Below are 18307 nucleotides of genomic sequence, written 5' to 3'. Positions count from 1 at the left end.
TCGACCAGGGGACGCGGATCCCCCGGAGAGGCCCCGTCATGCTGTCGCGTTCCCGCGCCGCCGCCCTGCGCGCGCTCCTGCCCGTCGCACTCCTGATACCCCTGGCCGCCTGTGCCGGCTCCCCCGGGGCGGGGGAGGACAAGGCCGCGGGGGACTCCGCCGCCGCGCCCGGGTTCCCGTACACGCTCACCAACTGCGGTGTGAGCAGCACCTTCCAGGCTCCGCCGCAGCGCGCGGTCACCATGAACCAGCACGCCACCGAGCTGCTGCTGGCCCTCGGGCTGGGCGACCGGATCGCCGGGTCCGCCTACCTCGACGACGCCGTGCTCCCCGTGTACCGGCCCGCCTACGACAAGATCAAGGTGCTGGCCAAGGAGTACCCCTCCAAGGAGGTCCTGCTCGGCGCGGACCCCGACTTCGTCTACGGCGGGTACGCCAGCGCCTTCGACAAGGGACAGGGCCGCGACCGCGAGGGACTCGCCACGTCCGGCATCAACTCCCGGCTCAACGTGGAGTACTGCACCGAGGGCAAGGTCGGCCTCGACCAGCTGAAGACCGAGATCACCGAGGTCGCGCGGACCTTCGGCGTGCCGGAGCGCGGCGCGAGGCTCGTCGAGGAGGAGCAGCGCCGCATCGACGCCGTGACCGCCCGGGTGGGGGACCGGCCCCGGCCGGCCGTCTTCGTCTACGACTCCGGCGAGGCCTCCGCCGCGACCTCCGGCGGCAACGGCATCGGCAACGAGATCGTCTCGCTCGCCGGCGGCACCAACGTCTTCGCCGACCTCAAGGACACCTTCGGCGACGTGTCGTGGGAGCAGGTCATCGAGCGCCGGCCCGAGGTCGTCCTCATCTACGACTACGGCGGCACCACCGTCGAGGCCAAGAAGCAGCGCCTGTTGAACGACCCGGCCCTCGCCGACGTCCCCGCCGTCAAGAACCGGCGGTTCGTGGTGCTGCCGCTCTCCTCGGCCGTCCTCGGCGTGCGCGTCGCCGACGCCGTCGAGTCCCTGGGCAGCCAGCTCCACCCCGCCGCCCCGTGAGGCTGCGCACCGCCGCCGTCCTCCTCGTCCTGGCCGCCGCGCTCGTCGCCTCCGCGGTGGCCGGCCTGGCCCTGGGGGCGGTACGGATCGCGCCCGAGCGCGTGTTCGACATCGTCCTCGGCGGCCTCTCGGGGGAGCGGCGCCCCGGCGCCTTCGCCGCCATCATCTGGGACGTCCGGCTGCCGCGCGTCCTCCTCGGGGCCGTCGTCGGCGCCGGGCTCGCGGTCGCGGGCACCGTGCTGCAGGCCCTCGTACGCAACGAGCTCGCCGACCCCTTCCTGCTCGGCGCGTCCTCCGGCGCCTCGGCCGGAGCCGTCCTCGTGATCGTCTTCGGTACGGGGGCCCTCGCCTTCGGCATGGGCCTGCCGCTCGCCGCCTTCGCCGGCTCCATGGCCGCACTCGTCGCCGTCTACGCGATGGCCCGGCGCGGCGGCACCATGACCACCGGACGGCTCACCCTCGCCGGCGTCGCCGTGCAGTACGTCCTGTCCGCCCTCACCAGCCTCGTCCTCGTACTCTCCGCGCACCCCGACCAGATCCGCTCCGTCCTCTTCTGGACCCTCGGCGGCCTCGGCGGGGCCCGCTGGGACGAACTGGCCCTGCCCGCCGGCGCACTGCTCCTCGGCACCGGCCTGCTCATCGCCCTCGCCCGGCCGCTCGACCTGCTGCTGGCCGGAGAGGAAGGGGCGCGCACCCTCGGCCTGGACACCGCGCGCTTCCGCGCCGCCGCCTTCGTCCTCACCTCGCTCGTCATCGGCGTGCTCGTCGCCTACAGCGGGGCGATCGGCTTCGTCGGGCTGATGGTTCCGCACGCCGCACGGATGGTCGTCGGCGCCGGGCACCGGGCCCTGCTGCCCGTGGCCGCGCTGGGCGGGGCGGTGTTCCTGGTCCTGGCCGACCTGGTCGCCCGTACCGCCGCCGCGCCCGCGGAGATACCCGTCGGCGTGGTCACCGCCCTCGTCGGCGGGCCGTTCTTCCTGTGGATGCTGCGCCGCTCCACCCGCACCGAGGGGATCACCGGATGACCGGGACGCACGAAGCGGCGCCGGCGCCTGCGGTGGAACTCGCCGTCGAGGGGGTGCGCTACGAGATCGACGGGCACACGCTGCTGCACGGGATCGACCTCACCGCCCGTCCCGGCGAGACCGTGGGCGTGGTCGGCCCCAACGGCAGCGGCAAGACGACCCTGCTGCGCTGCGTGTACGGCGCCCTGCGCCCCACCGCGGGCCGGATCCGGCTGGACGGCGCGGACGCGCAGGGGCTCACCGTCAAGGAGCGGGCCCGGCGCGTCGCGGTCGTACCGCAGGACGCGAGCGGCACCCTCGGGCTGACCGTCCGCGAGGTCGTCGCGATGGGGCGCAGCCCGCACAAACGGTTCTGGGAACAGGACGGACCGGGCGACGCCCGGCGCGTCGCCGAGGCCCTGGAGACCGTCGACGCCGGCCGCTTCGCCGCCCGCCGCTTCGACGAGCTCTCCGGCGGCGAACGCCAGCGCGCCCTGGTGGCCCGCGCCCTCGTCCAGGACCCGGGCCTGCTGGCCCTCGACGAGCCGACCAACCACCTCGACATCCGCCACCAGCTGGAGATCCTGGCCCTGGTCCGCGCCCGGCCCGCCACCGCCCTGCTCGTCCTGCACGACCTCAACCTCGCCGCCGCCTACTGCGACCGGCTGTACGTCCTGTCGGGCGGCCGGGTCGCCGCCTCGGGCCCGCCGCGCGAGGTGCTCACCGAGGAACTGCTGGCCGAGGTGTACGGCGTACGGACCCGCATCGAGGTCCACCCGGACACCGGCGCTGCGCACATCGTCTACCTTCCCTTGGATGGGGACAGACGTACGCACGTGGGATGACAGCCGCCGGTGGGAGCAGGACCGGGGCCCGCAGGCGGAGCCACGGCTGCGCCGTGCCCGGCTCCAGGGGCTCTGCTTCAACGCCGCCCTCCCCGACCAGCTGCTGATCCGGCTGCTGGACCTGGACCTGGCCCCCACGTCCTGGCCCGCCGCGACGTGCCACCCGCCGTCGTCGACGCCGCGGTCGGCCACCCGGACCGGCGGGTGCGCGGCCGGCTCGCCGAATGGCCCGCGTCCCGGCTGCTGTCCGCCGCCCAGTGGTCGCGGCTGGTGCTCGGCGAAGCCGGCGGCGCCCGGCGCCAGCTGCTGCTCCAGGCCGCGGGCGAGAACCGGACCGGGCTGACGCAGGAGGCGTACGGCAGGCTCGCCGCGGACCCCTTCGGCCCGGTGCGCCAGGAGCTGGCCCGGATGCCCGAACTGCCCCTTCCGCTGCGCCTCGCCCTGTTGGCGGATCCGCTCCCGCAAGTGCGGGCCGCGGCCTGCGAGGCCGGCTGGCGCCACCTCGACGACGCGACCCGGGCCCGTACGGCGGCCGACCCCGCCCCCGCCGTGCGGGCTGCCGTCACCCTCGCCCGGCACGAGGAGGTACCGCTCACGGCCGCCTTCCTCGACGCCCTGCCGGGCAGGGGCCCACTCGTCGAGAGCCACCGCCTGGACCGGGACCTCGCCCGGCGGCTGTGCACGGACCCGGACCCCTGGCTGCGCCGGAACCTGGCCCGCAACCCCTACCTCGACCCCGACCTGGTCGACGTACTCGCCGCCGACCCGGACCACGGCGTACGCCTCGCCGTGTCCACCCGCCCGGAACTGACGGAGGAGCAGCGGGCCGCCGTGCGCGTGGACATCGACCCACGGGCGATGCGACGGCCCGTCGCATGGGTGGTGGCGCTGCACGAGGACGAGCGGGCCGTGCGCCGCCTCGCGGCCTCCGCGCACCTGCTGCTGCGCAGCAGCGTCGCGACCGCCCGGCGGCTGCCGCCGGACGTAGTGGAACGGCTGGCCCGGGACGAGGACCGGGTCGTACGGCTCTTCCTCGCCGAGAACTGCGACGACGCCCCGGCGGAGATGCTGGTGGAGGTGTGGCAGTGGTGGGACGGGAGCTACTCCAGCCCCGACCGGCCCTACGGGCACCCGAACTTCCCGCGGCGTGACCTGCTCCGCCACGCGGACGACCCGCACCCCCGGCTGCGGCAACTGGCACTCGACGACCCGGACTCGACACCCGCGCTGGTGGAGCGCTTCGGCACGGACGAGGACGCGGAGGTCCGGCTGCGCGCCGCCACCGACCCGAGGCTGTCGGCGGCCTTGGCGGTACGGATGCTCGACGACCCGGACAGCGCCGTACGGGCGATGGCGGCGCGGCACCCACGGCTGCCCGTTCCCGTTCTCGTCGCGCTGCTAGGCGACGAGGCGACGGCGGAAGCCGCGGCGCGGAACCCGGCGCTCCCGGTGGCCGTCATGGAAAGGATGACGGCCACCGGGCCGTGACAGGCCTACGCGGCGCCCGGTTCCTGGTAGCCGTACGGACGGGTGATGATCTCCATCCCGTGGCCGCTGGGGTCGGTGAAGTAGACTCCGCGGCCCCCGTCGTTGTGGTTGATCTCGCCGGGGTGCCTGCCGTGCGGGTCGGCGAAGTACGGGACCCCGGCCGACCGGATCTTCTCGAACGCCACGTCGAACTCCTCCTCGGAGAGGAGGAACGCGTAGTGCTGCACGGTGATGGACTCGGCCGGGATCGTCGCGAAGTCCAGGGTGACGCCGTTCGCGGTGCCGACGGGGATGAAGGGGCCCCACTCGGCCCCGACCTCGAGGTCGAGGATGTGGGCCAGGAAGGTGGCGGATTCCCGGTTGTTATGGGAGTGGACGATCGTGTGGTTCAGCTGGACTGACATGAGTGAATGCCTCCGAAAGGCACGTCACGGCGCCTCCATGCCTCACCCGGACGGTGACCGACACGCGATGCCGTGATCACGATCCTAGACACCCCGCTCGGGCGAAGTCCACCTCCGTCGCCCCGCACCGGAGCCCGGCCGCCTCATGAACTCCCGTACACCGTCTTGACGTTGTCCTGCGCCGGGTGCGTCCGGCCGGCCGGGCCCGCCGCGAACACCCGCAGGAGGTTCTCGGTGACCCGCGTGGTCAGTGCACCCGACCGCGCGTCCAGACCGTGGTTGCGTCCGCTCCGCCCGTCCCCGGTTGCGTCCAGCGCCTCCACCCACCGCATCGTCCCGGTCGCGAACACCCCCGCCCCGCTCGGCACCGTGTAGTAGGCCGTGTCCTGGTGGCTGGGCCGGCCCTCGCACACCACGGGGGAGTGGGCCAGGATCTCGATCGGCCGCGGCGTCGGGAAACCGGTGTTGACCTTGTCGTACTCGACGCCGACCAAGTGCTCGAAGCGGTCGCCCGCCTTCGCGCCGGTCCCCTCGAAGAGCCAGTGCCCCGGGTTGGTGACCACGTACGGGGCGTCCACCGGATAGCCGTCGTAGATCACGCCGAGCAGCGAGCTCTCCGGGTCGGCGCCGGGCGCCGAGCGGAAGTCCACCGTTGCCGGATGGCCCCGCTTGAAGCCCGGATCCTGCTGGTAGGAGGACTTGTAGCAGACCAGCGTGCGGTCCGGCCCCAGGTCGGAGGCCTCCAGCCGGATCCGGCGGAAGCAGCAGTTCGCGCCCAGGATCGCGATGTTGGTACCGGCGTCACGGGCGGCCGTGAAACGCTCCCGCTGCTCCGGCGACCAGTACTCGTCGTGCCCGAGGGAGAGCACCGCGGCGGCCCCTTCCAGCAGCCGCTTCTCCCGCGCGACGTCCGTGGTGGTCGCGTACGCGAGGGGTATGCCGAGCCGCTCGGCCAGCGCCACCAGCGGGGCCTCGTACACCAGGAACAGGCCCGCGCCGTCGTCGTACTCGTACGGCCGGTCGAAGCTCACGGCGAGGGAGCGGGAGGCGAAGCCGCCGCCCGGGCCGTCGTAGCTGCCGTAGCCGCCCCAGCGGTTGTACGCCTGCCAGGTGGCCACGGCGTTGACCACGACCGTCCGTCCGGCGGTCGTCGCCGAGCGGACGGTGAGCGGTACGAAGCGCTGGCCCTCACCGCCCTGCGCGTCCAGCCGCAGCAGGTAGCAGCCTTCCGGCCAGTCCTTCGTCTCGACCGTGGCGGTACGGGTCCACCGCGTGCGGACCATCCGGGTCCCGGCCTCCACCGAGTGCTCCGGCTGGCGGGCCCCGGGCAGGGCCTCGGAACGCCACACCAGCCGCGCGCGGGCGCCGCCGTACCAGCCCATCCGGTAGGCGGAGACGGTGAACCGCGGCGCGGTCGTCGACACGTGCAGCCCGAAGGACTCGCCGGGCAGCACGCTGACCCGGTCCGCGAACCCCTCGATCGCCCGCGCCGGGCCGGCCTTGGCCACCGGCCAGTCGGCGTTGCCCGGGCGGGCGTTCTCGGCCTTGACATCGAAGCCGTGCGCCCCTGCGGCCGGCGGCTTCCCGCCCTGCGCGGCGGACTCCGACTTCGACCCGGGACCCGAGCCGGATCCGCCGCTGCCGTCGGCGTCGCCGTCGCCGTTCGCGCACCCGCCCACGGCCCCGAGCCCCGCAGCCGTGGCCGCCCCCGTCGCGATCGCGAGGAACCGCCGCCTGCCTGCGCCTTCGCCGTCCGCGGCGGCCCCGGCCATGTACTTCTGATCCATGGAGGGCACGTTATGTGACGCTTGGGCCCGAGCTTCCACCGGCCTGGTCGCTGCGATCCGACCCCCGGTCCGGCATGATCCGGATCATGACGCACGCACCCCTGCCGACCACCGAGTCGGCCGTCGCCGCGATCCGGGCCATCGCGGCCGAGCACCGCCTGCCCATGACCGTCACCGACGACATCGGCGCCGACCGGACCTCGCGCAGGACCTCCGCGCCCGTGTTCACCGTCGTCGACCCCGACGGATCGCTGCCGCACGAGGCGTTCGTCGAACTGGGCGGCAGCCCGGCGGTCACCGTGCGCCTCTTCCCCGAGGACGACGCGCACATCACCGTGGACGGCGTGGAGTTCCTGGACGTCCCCCGCGACGCCGTCCCGCCGTTCCTGACGTCCGTCTACGGCCGACTGGCCTTCGTCAAGGGACGGTTCTTCCCGCCCGGCTACTCGCTCGTCGTGCCCCTGCCCGGTGACGAGACGTACAAGGAACGCATCGACGGCCCCTCCCTCACCCCCTGGCTCGCCGGCCGCATCCGCGACTAGTCTGCCCGCTGTTGGGCCGGGACGACCGACTTCGGGGGAACGCGGGATGACCTACAGCTGCTCGAACCGGTCCACGCCGTCGTCTATTTCGCGCCCGAGGCCCACGAGGAAGCCGGCGCGCTCGGGTACGCCACCGACGACCGGTGGCCGGTGTACTTCGCCCACCGGGCCGCGCCGCTCGGCCCGGTGGGCGCGGGGGAGCGTCACCACCGGCGGACGCCCCCTCGCCGCCGCCAACGCGGCCCTGCCCTGGCCCTGCGCACCGAGGTCGAGAAGCTCACCGACGAACTCGCCTCGGACCCGTGGTCGGCGCTGACCCCGCAGGAAGCGGACCGGCTCGCGGAGCTCCTGCTGCCGCCCGTCCTCGACATCGTCGCCGCCGGGATCCTCCCGACCCAAGGCACCCTCGGGATCGGAATGAAGTACGACTACGAGGCCTGGTCCGCCCGTCGCGAGGAACCTCCGTGAAGTACGCCTTCTCCACGCTCGGCCTGCCCGGCACCCCGCTCGACCGCGCGGCCGCCCTGGCGGCGCACCACGGCTTCCACGGCCTCGAACTGCGCGCCCACCCCGAGGAACCCCTGCACACGGCCACCCCGGCCGCCGAGCGCGCCGCCGCGCTGCGGACCCTCGCCGCCTCGGGGGTCGCCGTCCTCGCCGTCGCGGGCTACGCCCGGGTGGCCGCCCCGGGCCCGGACGCGCCGGTCCTCGCCGAACTGCGCGCCCTGGTCCGGCTCGCCGCCGACCTGGCGGCCCCCTACGTACGCGCCTTCCCCGGAGGCGGTGACCCGCCCGGGCCCGACGACGACGCCCGGGCCGTGCGCCGGCTGCTGGCCGCCGCGCCGTTCGCCGAGCGCCACGGGGTGCGGATCCTGCTCGAGACCCACGACTCGCACCGCACCGGCGCCGCGGTCGCCCGGGTGCTCGGCGGGGTCGGGCATCCGGGCGCCGGCGCCCTGTGGGACGTGCTGCACACCTGGCTCGGCGGTGAGCCGCCGGCCGCCTCGTGCCGGGCCCTCGCCGCGCACCTGGGCTACGTACAGGTGAAGGACGTCCGGTCGGCGCGGGACCTCACCCCCGTCGCGCTCGGCGCCGGAGTACTGCCCCTGCCCGAGGCGGTCTCCGCGGTACCGCGGGACGGCTGGCTCTGCTGGGAGTACGAAAAGCGCTGGTACCCCGCCGCCGCCGAGCTGCCCGGACTCCTCGCACGGGGCCGCGCGTACCTGCACGGACTGGCTGCGGACCGGCCGCGCGGCGCCCGGGGGCACGGGCAGGCGTAAGAACTCCCCGTCCGGGCAGGCTGACGGATCCGGCACGTTCGCACACCGGACGGCGCTCGTGCTGCGCGCCGTCACGACCACTCCCGGGAGCCAGGCAATGCTCAGCCACGACCAGGACGGATTCCGGCGCGCGGGCCGCCCCCACCGCATCGTCTCGGGCGCCCTGCACTACTTCCGGGTGCACCCCGACCTGTGGGAGGACCGCCTCGCCCGCCTGCGCGCCCTGGGCGTGAACACCGTGGACACCTACGTCCCCTGGAACTTCCACGAAACCGCCCCGGGGAAGGCCGACTTCACCGGTCCGCGCGACCTGGCCCGCTTCCTGTGCCTCGCCCAGGACCTCGGACTCGACGCCATCGTCCGCCCCGGCCCGTACATCTGCGCCGAATGGGACTTCGGCGGCCTGCCCGCCCGCCTCCTCGCCGTCGACGGCCTCCACCTGCGCTGTTCCGACCCGCGGTTCGAGGCCGAGGTGGACGGCTGGTTCGACCTCGTGGTCCCCGAGCTGCTGCCGCTGCTCGCCGGCCGCGGCGGGCCCGTGGTCGCCGTGCAGATCGAGAACGAGTACGGCTCGTACGGCAACGACACCCGCTACCGCAGGCACGTGGAGCAGGCCCTGGTCGCCCGCGGCGTGGACTGCCTGCTGTTCACCGCCGACGGCCCCGAGGACGCCATGCTCCAGGGCGGCACGGTCCCCGGACGGCTCGCCACCGCCACCTTCGGCGCCCGGCCCGCCGAACGCCTCGAAGCGCTGCGCCGCTACCAGCGGACCGGCCCGCTCGCCGCGATGGAATTCTGGATCGGCTGGTTCGACCACTGGGGCGAGGACCACCACGTCCGCGCCGTCGACGACGCGGCCCGCTCGCTCGACGAACTCCTCGCCACCGGCGCCTCCGTCAACCTGTACATGGCCCACGGCGGCACCAACTTCGGCTTCTGGGCCGGCGCCAACCACTCCGGATCCCGCCCCGGGGAAGCGGGCTACCAGCCCACCGTCACCAGCTACGACTACGACGCACCCATCGGCGAGGCCGGCGAACTCACCCCCAAGTTCCATGCGTTCCGCGAGGTCATCGGCACGTACGTGCCGCTCCCGGACACACCGCTGCCCGAACCGCTGCCCCGGATCACCCCCGCCCTCGCCACCCCCGCGGGCACCGCCGAGCTGCTCGGCCACCTCGACCTGCTCGGCGGCCCGCCGGTGCTGCGCCCCGCCCCCGAGTCCATGGAGCGGCTCGGGCAGAGCCACGGCCTGATCCACTACCGCACCACCGTCACCGGACCGCGGCCGGCCATGCCCGTCAGGATCGACGGGCTGGGCGACCGCGCGTACCTCTTCGCCGACGGGGTGCCCCTCGGCGTCCTCGACCGCAATGCCCCCGACGAAGGACCGGACCTGCCGGTCGGCGAGGAGGGCGTGGTGCTCGACGTACTCGTGCGGGCGCAGGGCAGGGTCAACTACGGGCCGCTGCTCGACGACCGCAAGGGCATCTGGCGCGGCGTCCGCCACGGCCATCAGCTGCTGTTCGAGTGGGAGATCCGGCCGCTGCCGCTCACCGACCCGACCGGGCTCGACTTCGCACCGGACCCCGCGGAGCCGGGTCGCCCCGCCTTCCACCGCTTCACCCACGACCTCACGACGCACGGGCCGGCCGACGCCTTCATCGACATGTCGGGATGGGGGACCGGCCTGGTCTGGCTGAACGGTTTCCTCCTCGGCCACTACGACTCACCCCGCGGCCCGCAGCGCACGCTCTACGCCCCCGGACCCCTCTGGCGCGGCGCAGGAGCAGGCACAGACACAGGCACAGGCACCGGGACCACGAACGAGATCATCGTGCTCGAACTGGAGCGCCCCGGCACCGAACTGCCCCTGCGCGACCGCCCCGACCTGGGCCGCACCACGGTCGTCACCCTCGAATGAGAGAATTCCCCACGTGAAGCGCACGAGCACCCGCCTCGCCGACGGCCGCGAGATCCTCTACTACGACACCGGCGACGGCGCCGCCCGGGCCTACCCCGACACCCGCCCGCTCGACGCGTCGGCCCCGGCCACCGGCTCCGAGGTACGGCGCGACCGGCTGCTGGGCGACCACGTCGTCATCGCCTCCCACCGGCAGGGCCGCACCTACCACCCGCCCGCCGACGCCTGCCCGCTGTGCCCCTCCACCGAGGCGCGCGCGAGCGAGATCCCGGCCCCCCACTACGAGGTGGCCGTCTTCGAGAACCGCTTCCCCTCCCTCGCCGGCGACACCGGCCGCTGCGAGGTCATCTGCTTCACCCCCGACCACCGGACCTCCTTCGCCGAGCTCGACGAGGAACGCGCCGGCCTCGTCCTCGCCGCCTGGAGCGACCGCACCGCCGAGCTCTCCGCCCGCGAGGGGATCCGGCAGGTCTACTGCTTCGAGAACCGGGGCGCCGAGATCGGCGTGACCCTCGCCCATCCGCACGGCCAGATCTACGCCTTCCCCTTCGTCACCCCGCGCACCACCCGCATGCTCGCCACCGTCGCCGGCCACCGCGCCCGGACCGGCGGCAACCTCTTCGAGGAGGTGCTCGCCGCCGAACGCGCCGAAGGCAGCCGGGTCGTCCTCGAAACGGAGCACTGGACCGCCTTCGTGCCCTACGCGGCGCGCTGGCCGTACGAGGTCCACCTCTACCCGCGCCACCGGGTCCCCGACCTCCCCGCCCTCGGTGACGCCGCCCGCGCCGAGTTCCCGCGGGTCTACCTGGAGCTGCTGCGCCGCTTCGACCGGCTCTTCGACCGGCCCGAGCCGACCCCGTACATCTCCGCCTGGCACCAGGCCCCCACGGGCGAGGGACGCGAGGACTTCGCACTCCACCTGGAGCTCTTCACGGTCCGCCGGACCGTCGACAAGCTGAAGTACCTGGCCGGTACCGAGTCCGGCATGGAGGCCTACATGAACGACGTGCTGCCCGAGGACGCGGCCGCGCGGCTGCGGGAGGTGGCGAGCGCGTGAGCGACGCGGCACAGGACGAGTTCCGGCGGCTGTACGGGTACCCGCCCGAGGGCGTCTGGGCGGCCCCCGGCCGGGTCAACCTGATCGGCGAACACACCGACTACAACGACGGCTTCGCCCTGCCCTTCGCCCTCCCGCAGCGCACCGAGGTGGCTGCCGCCCGGCGCACCGACAGGATCCTGCGGGTCCACTCCGCCGACACCTCCTCCGGTGCCGTCACCCTCGACCTCGCCGGTCTCGATCCGGCGAGCCCTCCGCAGGGCGCCGCGCACTGGGCCGCGTACCCGGCCGGGGTCGTGTGGGCGCTGCTGGACGCGGGACTTCCGGTCGGCGGCGCCGACCTGCACGTCCGCTCCGACGTACCGACCGGCGCCGGCCTGTCCTCCTCCGCCGCCCTGGAAGTGGCCACCGCGCTGGCCCTCACCGACCTCTACGGGATCGCCCTGACCCGTCCCGAACTGGCCGTACTCGCCCGGCGCGCCGAGAACGCGTACGTCGGTGTCCCCTGCGGGATCATGGACCAGATGGCCTCGGCGTGCGCCACCGAGGGACACGCCCTCCACCTGGACACCCGCACCCTCGAACAGCGCCGCATCCCCTTCGACTGCGCCTCGGCCGGCCTGCGCCTCCTCGTCATCGACACCCGGGTCAAGCACGCACTGGCCGACGGGGCCTACGCCCAGCGCCGGGCCTCCTGCCACCGGGCGGCCGAGGCCCTCGGCCTGGCCGCCCTGCGCGACATCCCGTACGAGGGGCTGGAGCGGGCGCTGGCCCGCCTCGACGACCCGGTGCGCCGCAAGCGGGTCCGGCACGTCGTGACCGAGAACGAACGGGTTCTGCGGATCGAGGAGTTGCTGCGCGCCGGCCGGCTGCGCGAAGCGGGCCCGCTGCTCACCGAGGGACACCTCTCGCTGCGCGACGACTACGAGGTGTCGTGCCCGGAGCTCGACCTCGCGGTGGCAACGGCCGGTGCGGCGGGCGCGTACGGCTCCCGGATGACGGGCGGCGGCTTCGGCGGGTCCGCACTGGCCCTGATCGACGCGGAGGCCGAGCAGGCGGTGACGCGCGCGGTGACGGAAGCCTTCCGCCGCACGGACTTCGCGCCGCCCCGCATCACGGCGGCCGCCCCGTCCCCGGGCGCCACCCGACTCGCCTAGTGTCGGGGGAGGGGTCAGGAGGACGGGGCCGGCTGCGTGGCGCCGGGCACCGGGGCGACGAACCTCGGGTTGTCCTGCCAGGCGGGTTCCATGGGCTGGACGGCGACCACGCTCACGCCGGTGCCGGGCCGCTGCTCACCGATCAGTTCGCCGCGGTGCTGGATGACGAACCGCACGGCGAGGGGTTCGGCGTGGACGGCGTCGTTGACGTAGACGTCCTCGGTGTACTCGTAGCGGGCGGAGGACCAGCACCCCTCGCATCCGGCCTCGGGCTTGCCCTCGTACGTCCACCGCAGGGTGACGCGGTAGGTGATGGGGTCGTTGCTGTCGGACCAGGAGGTGAAGACGAGCTTGCCGCGGCCGGTGCGGTGGTCGGTCGCGCACATGTCGACGGTGACGCTGCCGTACGCGGGGACGTCCTCGGGGGTGGGCAGCTGGGGCACGGTGCGCGGGCAACCGGGTGCGGGGGTCTCGCCGCCGCCCCCGGGGTTGCCGGTGGGGGTCCTGCTGGGCTGCGGGGCGACGGTGGGGTTCGGGGTGACGCCGGGGCCGGGTGCGGTGGTGGGACCCTGGGTGGGAGTGTGGCCGGGGACGGGGGTGCCCGACGGCATGACCGACGGCACGGCCGTGGGGCGGGCGGTCGGCGAGGCGGGTCTGGTGGGCTGGGCGCTGGCGGAGGGTACGGGGCCGGGGGTGTCGTCCGCGTTGACGGGACCGGCGAATAAGGCGAGCACGGCGGCCGCACAGGTGGCGACGGCAGCGGCCGGTATCAGTTTGCGGTTCACGGTTCTCCTTCGGGTGGCGACCCCCGCCCCGGGCGGGGCGGCGAGGTCATGATCCATACGGTCAAATTACCGGCGGTGGGCCGGGCGGCCGGCAGGGTCGTGGAGCCCGCGCGCGTCACACGGTGTTCACGGCCCGCTGCCCGCATTCCGGTCCGTCGATCGGTCCGGCCGCCTAGACTGAACGTTCAGTTGATCATGTAATCGTCGAGTCGGAGGAAAGAACCGCATGCGCTATCTCCCCCTGGGCAGTTCAGGACTGCAGGTCTCCGCGGTCGGCCTCGGCTGCAACAACTTCGGCGGCCGACTGGACGCCCAGGCCACCCGCGCCGTCGTCGACGCCGCCCTGGACGCGGGCATCACCCTCCTGGACACCGCCGACATCTACGGTGGCGCCGGCGGCTCCGAGGTCCACCTCGGGCAGGCCCTCAAGGGCCGTCGCGACCAGGTCGTCCTCGCCACCAAGTTCGGCTACGACGGCGTGGACATGAAGTACGGGCCCGCCGCCGGATCCCGCGGTGGCCGCGCCTACATCCGGCGGGCCGTCGAGGAGTCCCTGCGCCGCCTCGACACCGACCACATCGACCTCCTCCAGCTGCACAGCCCCGACCCGGCCACCCCGATAGCCGAGACCCTGGCCGCTCTCACCGAGCTCGTCGCCGAGGGCAAGGTCCGCTACATCGGCCACTCCAACCTCTCCGGCTGGCAGCTCGCCGAAGCCGCCCACGTCGCCCGCGAGACCGGCTCGGTCCCCTTCGTGTCGGCGCAGAACGAGTGGTCGCTGCTGGAGCGGTCCGTCGAGCGCGAGCTGGTCCCGGCGGCCCTCCACTACGGCGTCGGCGTGCTCCCGTACTTCCCGCTCGCCAACGGCCTGCTGACCGGCAAGATCCGCCGCGGTGCACCCGTACCGGCCGGCTCCCGCCTCGAGGGCCGCGACTCGTACGTCACCGAGGAGCGCCTCGACGTCGTCGAAGCACTCGCGGCGCTCGCCGAGAAGCACGACCGGACCGTCCTCGAACTCGCCATCGGCTGGCTCTCCGCCCAGCCCGGCTGCGCCTCCGTCATCGCGGGAGCCACCTCCCCCGAGCAGGTACGGGCCAACGCGGCCGTCGCCGACCGCCCGCTGGACGCGGAGCTGCTGGCCGCGATCGACGCGATCCCGGGGGCGCAGAAGCCCGAGTGACACCCCGGCAGGATCCGGAAGGGACGGCCCGGCCGGGTGCGCCGCTCTCGGATGCGGCCGCATGGCCACGGACGGCCCACGGGAACGGCCCACGGCCCCGGCTGTGTGCCGGGGCCGTGGGCCGTCCGTGTGTCCCCGTTTCCTGTCGTCCCTGCGGACTCAGGACACGATGTCCTTGCGGGAGAACCCGCGGAAGGCGAGGGCGAACAGCACCAGCGCGTACGACACCGACACCACCGCCCCCTTGACCATCCCGCCCCACTCCAGCTGGGGCTGCAGGGCGTCGGCCCACGCGAACTGCCAGTGCGCCGGGAGGAACTCCCGCCACGAGCCGAGCGCCGTCACCGCGTCCAGGACGTTGCCGACGATCGTCAGCCCGACCGCCCCGCCCACCGCGCCCAGCGGCGCGTCCGTCCGCGTCGACAGCCAGAACGCCAGGCCCGCCGTCACCAGCTGCGACACGAAGATGAAGGCCACCGCCAGCGCGAGCCGCGGCACGGTGTCCCCGGCCGCCAGTGCCCCGCCCGCCGGGAGCTTCAGCGGCCCCCAGCCGTACGCGGCCGTGCCCGCTGCCAGTGCCACCACGGGCAGCAGCACCATCGCCGCCAGGCTGAAGCCCAGCGCCACCACCAGCTTGCTCCACAGCAGCCGAGCCCGCGGCACCGGCGAGGCCAGCAGGTAGCGCAGCGAGGACCAGCTCGCCTCCGAGGCCACGGTGTCCCCGCAGAACAGTGCCACCGGCACCACCAGCAGGAAGCCGGCCGACACGAACAGGCAGGTCGCGGCGAAGTTCGCGCCCGAGGCCGTCGCCGTGTCGATCAGCGTGATCCGGTTGTTCCCGCCGCGCCCGCCGTCGGGCCCGCCGCCCACCGCGAACGCGATGATCATGATGAAGGGCAGTGCGGCCAGCACCCCGCCCATCACCAGCGTCCGCCGCCGGCGCCACTGCCGCAGCGCCTCCACGCGCAGCGGCAGCGTGCGGCTCGCCCGGTAGCCCGGGGCCACCTCCTGCACCGTCGTCGCCGTGCTCATGCCGCACCTCCGATCAGGGTGAGGAACGCGTCCTCCAGTCGCCGGTGCGGTCCCACTCCGCTCACCGGCACCTCCAGCCGTACGAGTTCGGCGATCAGCCCCGCGGCCGTCGCGCCTTCGAGCCGTACCAGCAGCCCGTCGTCGGCGACCACCACCGAACCCACTCCCTCCAGCGCCGCGACCTTCTCGACGCTCACCTCGTCCGCCGGTTCCGCCAGCGTCACCAGCAGCGTGTCCCCGCCGCCGGTGATCTCGGCGACCTCGCCCGCCGCGACCCGCTGCCCGCGGTCCATGACCACCAGGTGCGTGCAGGACTGCTCCACCTCCGACAGCAGGTGGCTGGAGACGATGACCGTCCGCCCGCCCGCCGCGTAGCGGATCATCACGTCCCGCATCTCCCGGATCTGCGGCGGGTCCAGCCCGTTCGTCGGCTCGTCGAGGATCAGCAGGTCCGGCATCCCGAGCATGGCCTGCGCGATCGCCAGCCGCTGGCGCATGCCCTGCGAGTACGTGCGTACCGCGCGCTCCAGCGCGTCGCCGAGCCCGGCGATCTCCAGGGCCTCGGCCATGTGCGAGTCCTCGGCCGGCCGGCCGGTGGCCTGCCAGTACAGCTCCAGATTGGCGCGGCCCGTCAGGTGCGGCAGGAATCCGGCGCCCTCGACGAAGGCCCCGACCCGCGAGAGCACGGGCGCGCCGGCCCGTACCGGATGGCCGAACACCCGGATCTCCCCGGCGTCCGGCGAGATCAGTCCCATCAGCATCCGCAGGGTGGTGGTCTTCCCGGCTCCGTTGGGCCCGAGCAGCCCCAGCACCTGCCCCTTCTCCACGCGGAAGGACAGGTCCTGCACCGCGTACCGGTCCTGCGCCTTCGCGTAGCGCTTCGTCAGACCGCTGATCTCCAGCGGTACGTCGGCCAGTGCGGGATCCGGCTGCGCCGCGCCGGACCGCGGCCCGCCGGAGCCCCGGCCGGTCCGCCGCAGCCCCAGCAGCGCCGCGGCCAGCGCGAGCGCGCCCAGCGGCAGCCACCAGGTCCAGGCGGGCAGCCCGGCCGAGGCCGTCCGTACCTCCGGGGCGACGGGCACGGCCAGCGGACCCTGTGCCGCGACGGTGTAGGTGGCCGGCGCCGCCGGGGTCGCGTAGCCGAGGTCGGTCGCGGCGACCACCAGCCGCAGCCGGTGCCCGGCCGGGACCTCGTGGTCGATCGCGGGCAGTGTCAGCCGCACGGTCGTGCCCTCTTGGGCGTTCTCCACCCGCACGGGGGCGACCAGCTGGCTCGGCAGCACCTGCTGCCGGCCGTCCGGCCCCACGTCGTACACCTTGCCGAACAGAACGGCCGCACCGTCCGCAGCCGTCGACCTCACCTTCAGGGTGAGGGTCGGGGTGCCGGTGATGCGCAGGTCCTCGCCGAGCGGCGCCGTCTCGAACCGGGCGTTCTGCCCGGGGAAGTCCAGCGAGAACCCGGCGCCGAAGGCGGCGAGCTGCCCGCCGATGCCCGGCAGCGCGGACAGTGCGGGCGGTGCACCGCCCGCCGGATTGGCGAAGGTCTGCTCCGGACCGGTCAGGGCGAACTCGCGCGGGCCGGACACCAGACCGGGGTAGCGCTCGCCGCTCGCGCCGCGCAGCGTGACCTCGCCGTCGGTGGAGTCGATACCGCCGGAGCGCGTGACGCGGAACGCCGGGCCGGTGTCGGCGCCGTCGTCCCCCTTGAGGTGGCGGTCGAACCAGGAGGCCACCCGGGCCTCGACCCGCTCGGCCTCGCGCATGCCCCCGTCGTGACCGCCGGCCGCCCAGTCCACGGAGACGGGCGCGCCGTTCGCCGCGATGGCGGCAGCCATGGCATCGGCCTGACCCAGCGGGAAGAGGGAGTCGTCCTGTCCCTGCACGATCAGGGTCGGCACCTTGATCCGGTCCCCGACGGCCGACGGACTGCGCTGCTCCAGCAGGGCGCGGGCCTCGGCATCGGGCCGGCCCGACACCGCGACGCGTTCGTACATCGCGCAGAGCTCGGGCTGGAAGCGTCCGCAGCCGGGCGCGGCCGGTGCCGTACCGGGCCGCCGACCCGGAACGGCCTGCTGCATCCCGTCGGTCGAGCCGCTCGTGAAGAAGATCCCGGACCACAGCTTCTTGAACACGCCGTTCGGGAAGAGGGCGTCCGCGAGGTTCCAGTAGGTGATCTCCGGGGCGATCGCGTCCACCCGCCGGTCGTGGCCGGCCGCCAGCAGCGAGATCGCGCCGCCGTACGAGGCCCCGGAGACGCCGACGCGCGGATCACCGGCCGCATCGAGCCTCACCTCGGGCCGGGCCGCGAGCCAGTCGATCAGCCGGGAGACGTCCTTGACCTCGTACTCGGGGTCGTTCAGGCCGATCCGGCCCTCGGAACGGCCGAAGCCGCGCGCCGACCAGGTCATCACGGCGTACCCGTCCCGGGCGAGGCGCTCGGCCTGCTCGCGGACATCGTCCTTGCTGCCGCCGAAACCGTGCCCGAGGAGCACGGCGGGACGCTTCTCCGCGCCGCCGCCCGCAGTGAAGTAGGAGGTGTCGATCCCGGCACCGGGCATGGACAGGACCTGGTCCTCGCGGTGCACGGGCGGCGCGTCGTCGGACGCGAACGCGGCCGTCCACGTACCGGCGCCCGCCACGACGGCGAGCGCGGCGGCGCCCGCGAGGAGGCGGTCGCGGCGGCGCCGGGGCATTCGGAGCTTCATATGGGAACCCTAAACGGCCGGTACCCGGGCGCCGAGCACCCACAGGCGGAACCCCAGACCTTCTCAAGGACCACGCA

At 74.2% G+C, this 18307-nt stretch carries 16 protein-coding genes; 11 read left to right on the top strand and 5 right to left on the bottom strand.

The window, feature by feature from the left end; genetic code table 11:
• Window positions 1-38 precede the first annotated feature (38 nt).
• The 4 genes from B6R96_RS02435 to B6R96_RS02420 all read left to right on the top strand — a co-directional run bounded on the left by B6R96_RS02435 (window position 39) and on the right by B6R96_RS02420 (window position 4377).
• Window positions 39-1040 (top strand): ABC transporter substrate-binding protein, encoded by a 1002-nt coding sequence (locus tag B6R96_RS02435; protein WP_203351583.1) that lies wholly within the window; start codon window positions 39-41, stop codon window positions 1038-1040.
• Window positions 1037-2065 (top strand): FecCD family ABC transporter permease, encoded by a 1029-nt coding sequence (locus B6R96_RS02430; RefSeq protein WP_079407296.1) that lies wholly within the window; start codon window positions 1037-1039, stop codon window positions 2063-2065. Before B6R96_RS02435 ends, B6R96_RS02430 begins: the two co-directional genes overlap by 4 nt.
• The gene (locus B6R96_RS02425; protein WP_081521385.1) at window positions 2062-2889 is read left to right on the top strand and encodes an ABC transporter ATP-binding protein; all 828 of its coding nucleotides are present in this window, start codon (window positions 2062-2064) and stop codon (window positions 2887-2889) included. Before B6R96_RS02430 ends, B6R96_RS02425 begins: the two co-directional genes overlap by 4 nt.
• 156 nt (window positions 2890-3045) lie before the next feature.
• Window positions 3046-4377 (top strand): hypothetical protein, encoded by a 1332-nt coding sequence (locus tag B6R96_RS02420; protein ID WP_081521384.1) that lies wholly within the window; start codon window positions 3046-3048, stop codon window positions 4375-4377.
• A 5-nt stretch (window positions 4378-4382) separates the two neighbouring features.
• On the opposite strand, the gene B6R96_RS02415 is transcribed toward B6R96_RS02420, so the two are convergent.
• Entirely contained in the window at window positions 4383-4781 is a 399-nt protein-coding gene (locus tag B6R96_RS02415; RefSeq protein ID WP_081521383.1) for a VOC family protein, read from the bottom strand.
• Window positions 4782-4924: 143 nt separating this feature from the next.
• Window positions 4925-6568 (bottom strand): N,N-dimethylformamidase beta subunit family domain-containing protein, encoded by a 1644-nt coding sequence (locus tag B6R96_RS02410; protein WP_237291289.1) that lies wholly within the window; start codon window positions 6566-6568, stop codon window positions 4925-4927.
• Between the two features lie 86 nt (window positions 6569-6654).
• On the opposite strand from B6R96_RS02410, the gene B6R96_RS02405 reads away from it, so the two are divergent.
• The 6 genes from B6R96_RS02405 (at window position 6655) to galK (ending at window position 12528) form a co-directional block, all read left to right on the top strand.
• A complete protein-coding gene (locus B6R96_RS02405; RefSeq protein WP_081521382.1) occupies window positions 6655-7110 on the top strand; it encodes a hypothetical protein in 456 nt (151 codons plus the stop codon).
• A gap of 57 nt (window positions 7111-7167) precedes the next feature.
• Window positions 7168-7578 (top strand): helix-turn-helix domain-containing protein, encoded by a 411-nt coding sequence (locus B6R96_RS02400; RefSeq protein ID WP_107475445.1) that lies wholly within the window; start codon window positions 7168-7170, stop codon window positions 7576-7578.
• Entirely contained in the window at window positions 7575-8390 is an 816-nt protein-coding gene (locus tag B6R96_RS02395; RefSeq protein ID WP_081521381.1) for a sugar phosphate isomerase/epimerase family protein, read from the top strand. The genes B6R96_RS02400 and B6R96_RS02395 overlap by 4 nt, the downstream gene beginning before the upstream one ends.
• Window positions 8391-8487: 97 nt before the next feature.
• Window positions 8488-10314, top strand: coding sequence for a glycoside hydrolase family 35 protein (locus B6R96_RS02390; RefSeq protein ID WP_081521380.1), 1827 nt, complete (start codon window positions 8488-8490; stop codon window positions 10312-10314).
• Between the two features lie 13 nt (window positions 10315-10327).
• Window positions 10328-11371, top strand: a complete 1044-nt coding sequence (galT, locus tag B6R96_RS02385) for a galactose-1-phosphate uridylyltransferase (RefSeq protein WP_081521379.1) — start codon at window positions 10328-10330, stop codon at window positions 11369-11371.
• A complete protein-coding gene (gene galK, locus B6R96_RS02380; RefSeq protein ID WP_081521378.1) occupies window positions 11368-12528 on the top strand; it encodes a galactokinase in 1161 nt (386 codons plus the stop codon). The genes galT and galK overlap by 4 nt, the downstream gene beginning before the upstream one ends.
• Before the next feature lie 14 nt (window positions 12529-12542).
• Here the strand turns inward: galK and B6R96_RS02375 are convergent, their stop codons facing one another.
• Window positions 12543-13262, bottom strand: a complete 720-nt coding sequence (locus B6R96_RS02375; RefSeq protein WP_159396261.1) for a hypothetical protein — start codon at window positions 13260-13262, stop codon at window positions 12543-12545.
• A gap of 277 nt (window positions 13263-13539) precedes the next feature.
• Here B6R96_RS02375 and B6R96_RS02370 point away from each other — a divergent pair, with 277 nt between their 5' ends.
• Window positions 13540-14493 carry an aldo/keto reductase gene (locus tag B6R96_RS02370; protein ID WP_081521376.1) on the top strand — a complete coding sequence of 318 codons (954 nt, stop codon included), beginning with the start codon at window positions 13540-13542 and terminating at the stop codon, window positions 14491-14493.
• Between the two features lie 159 nt (window positions 14494-14652).
• Here the strand turns inward: B6R96_RS02370 and B6R96_RS02365 are convergent, their stop codons facing one another.
• Together B6R96_RS02365 and B6R96_RS02360 are read right to left on the bottom strand one after the other, a co-directional pair.
• Window positions 14653-15525, bottom strand: a complete 873-nt coding sequence (locus B6R96_RS02365) for an ABC transporter permease (protein ID WP_030384840.1) — start codon at window positions 15523-15525, stop codon at window positions 14653-14655.
• Window positions 15522-18230 (bottom strand): alpha/beta fold hydrolase, encoded by a 2709-nt coding sequence (locus tag B6R96_RS02360; RefSeq protein ID WP_081521375.1) that lies wholly within the window; start codon window positions 18228-18230, stop codon window positions 15522-15524. Before B6R96_RS02360 ends, B6R96_RS02365 begins: the two co-directional genes overlap by 4 nt.
• Window positions 18231-18307 lie beyond the last annotated feature (77 nt).

The sequence above is a fragment of the Streptomyces sp. Sge12 genome (assembly GCF_002080455.1).
GTDB lineage: Bacteria > Actinomycetota > Actinomycetes > Streptomycetales > Streptomycetaceae > Streptomyces.
The sequence above is the reverse complement of the archived record's forward strand: the minus strand, read 5'-3'. Positions and strand labels throughout refer to the sequence as shown.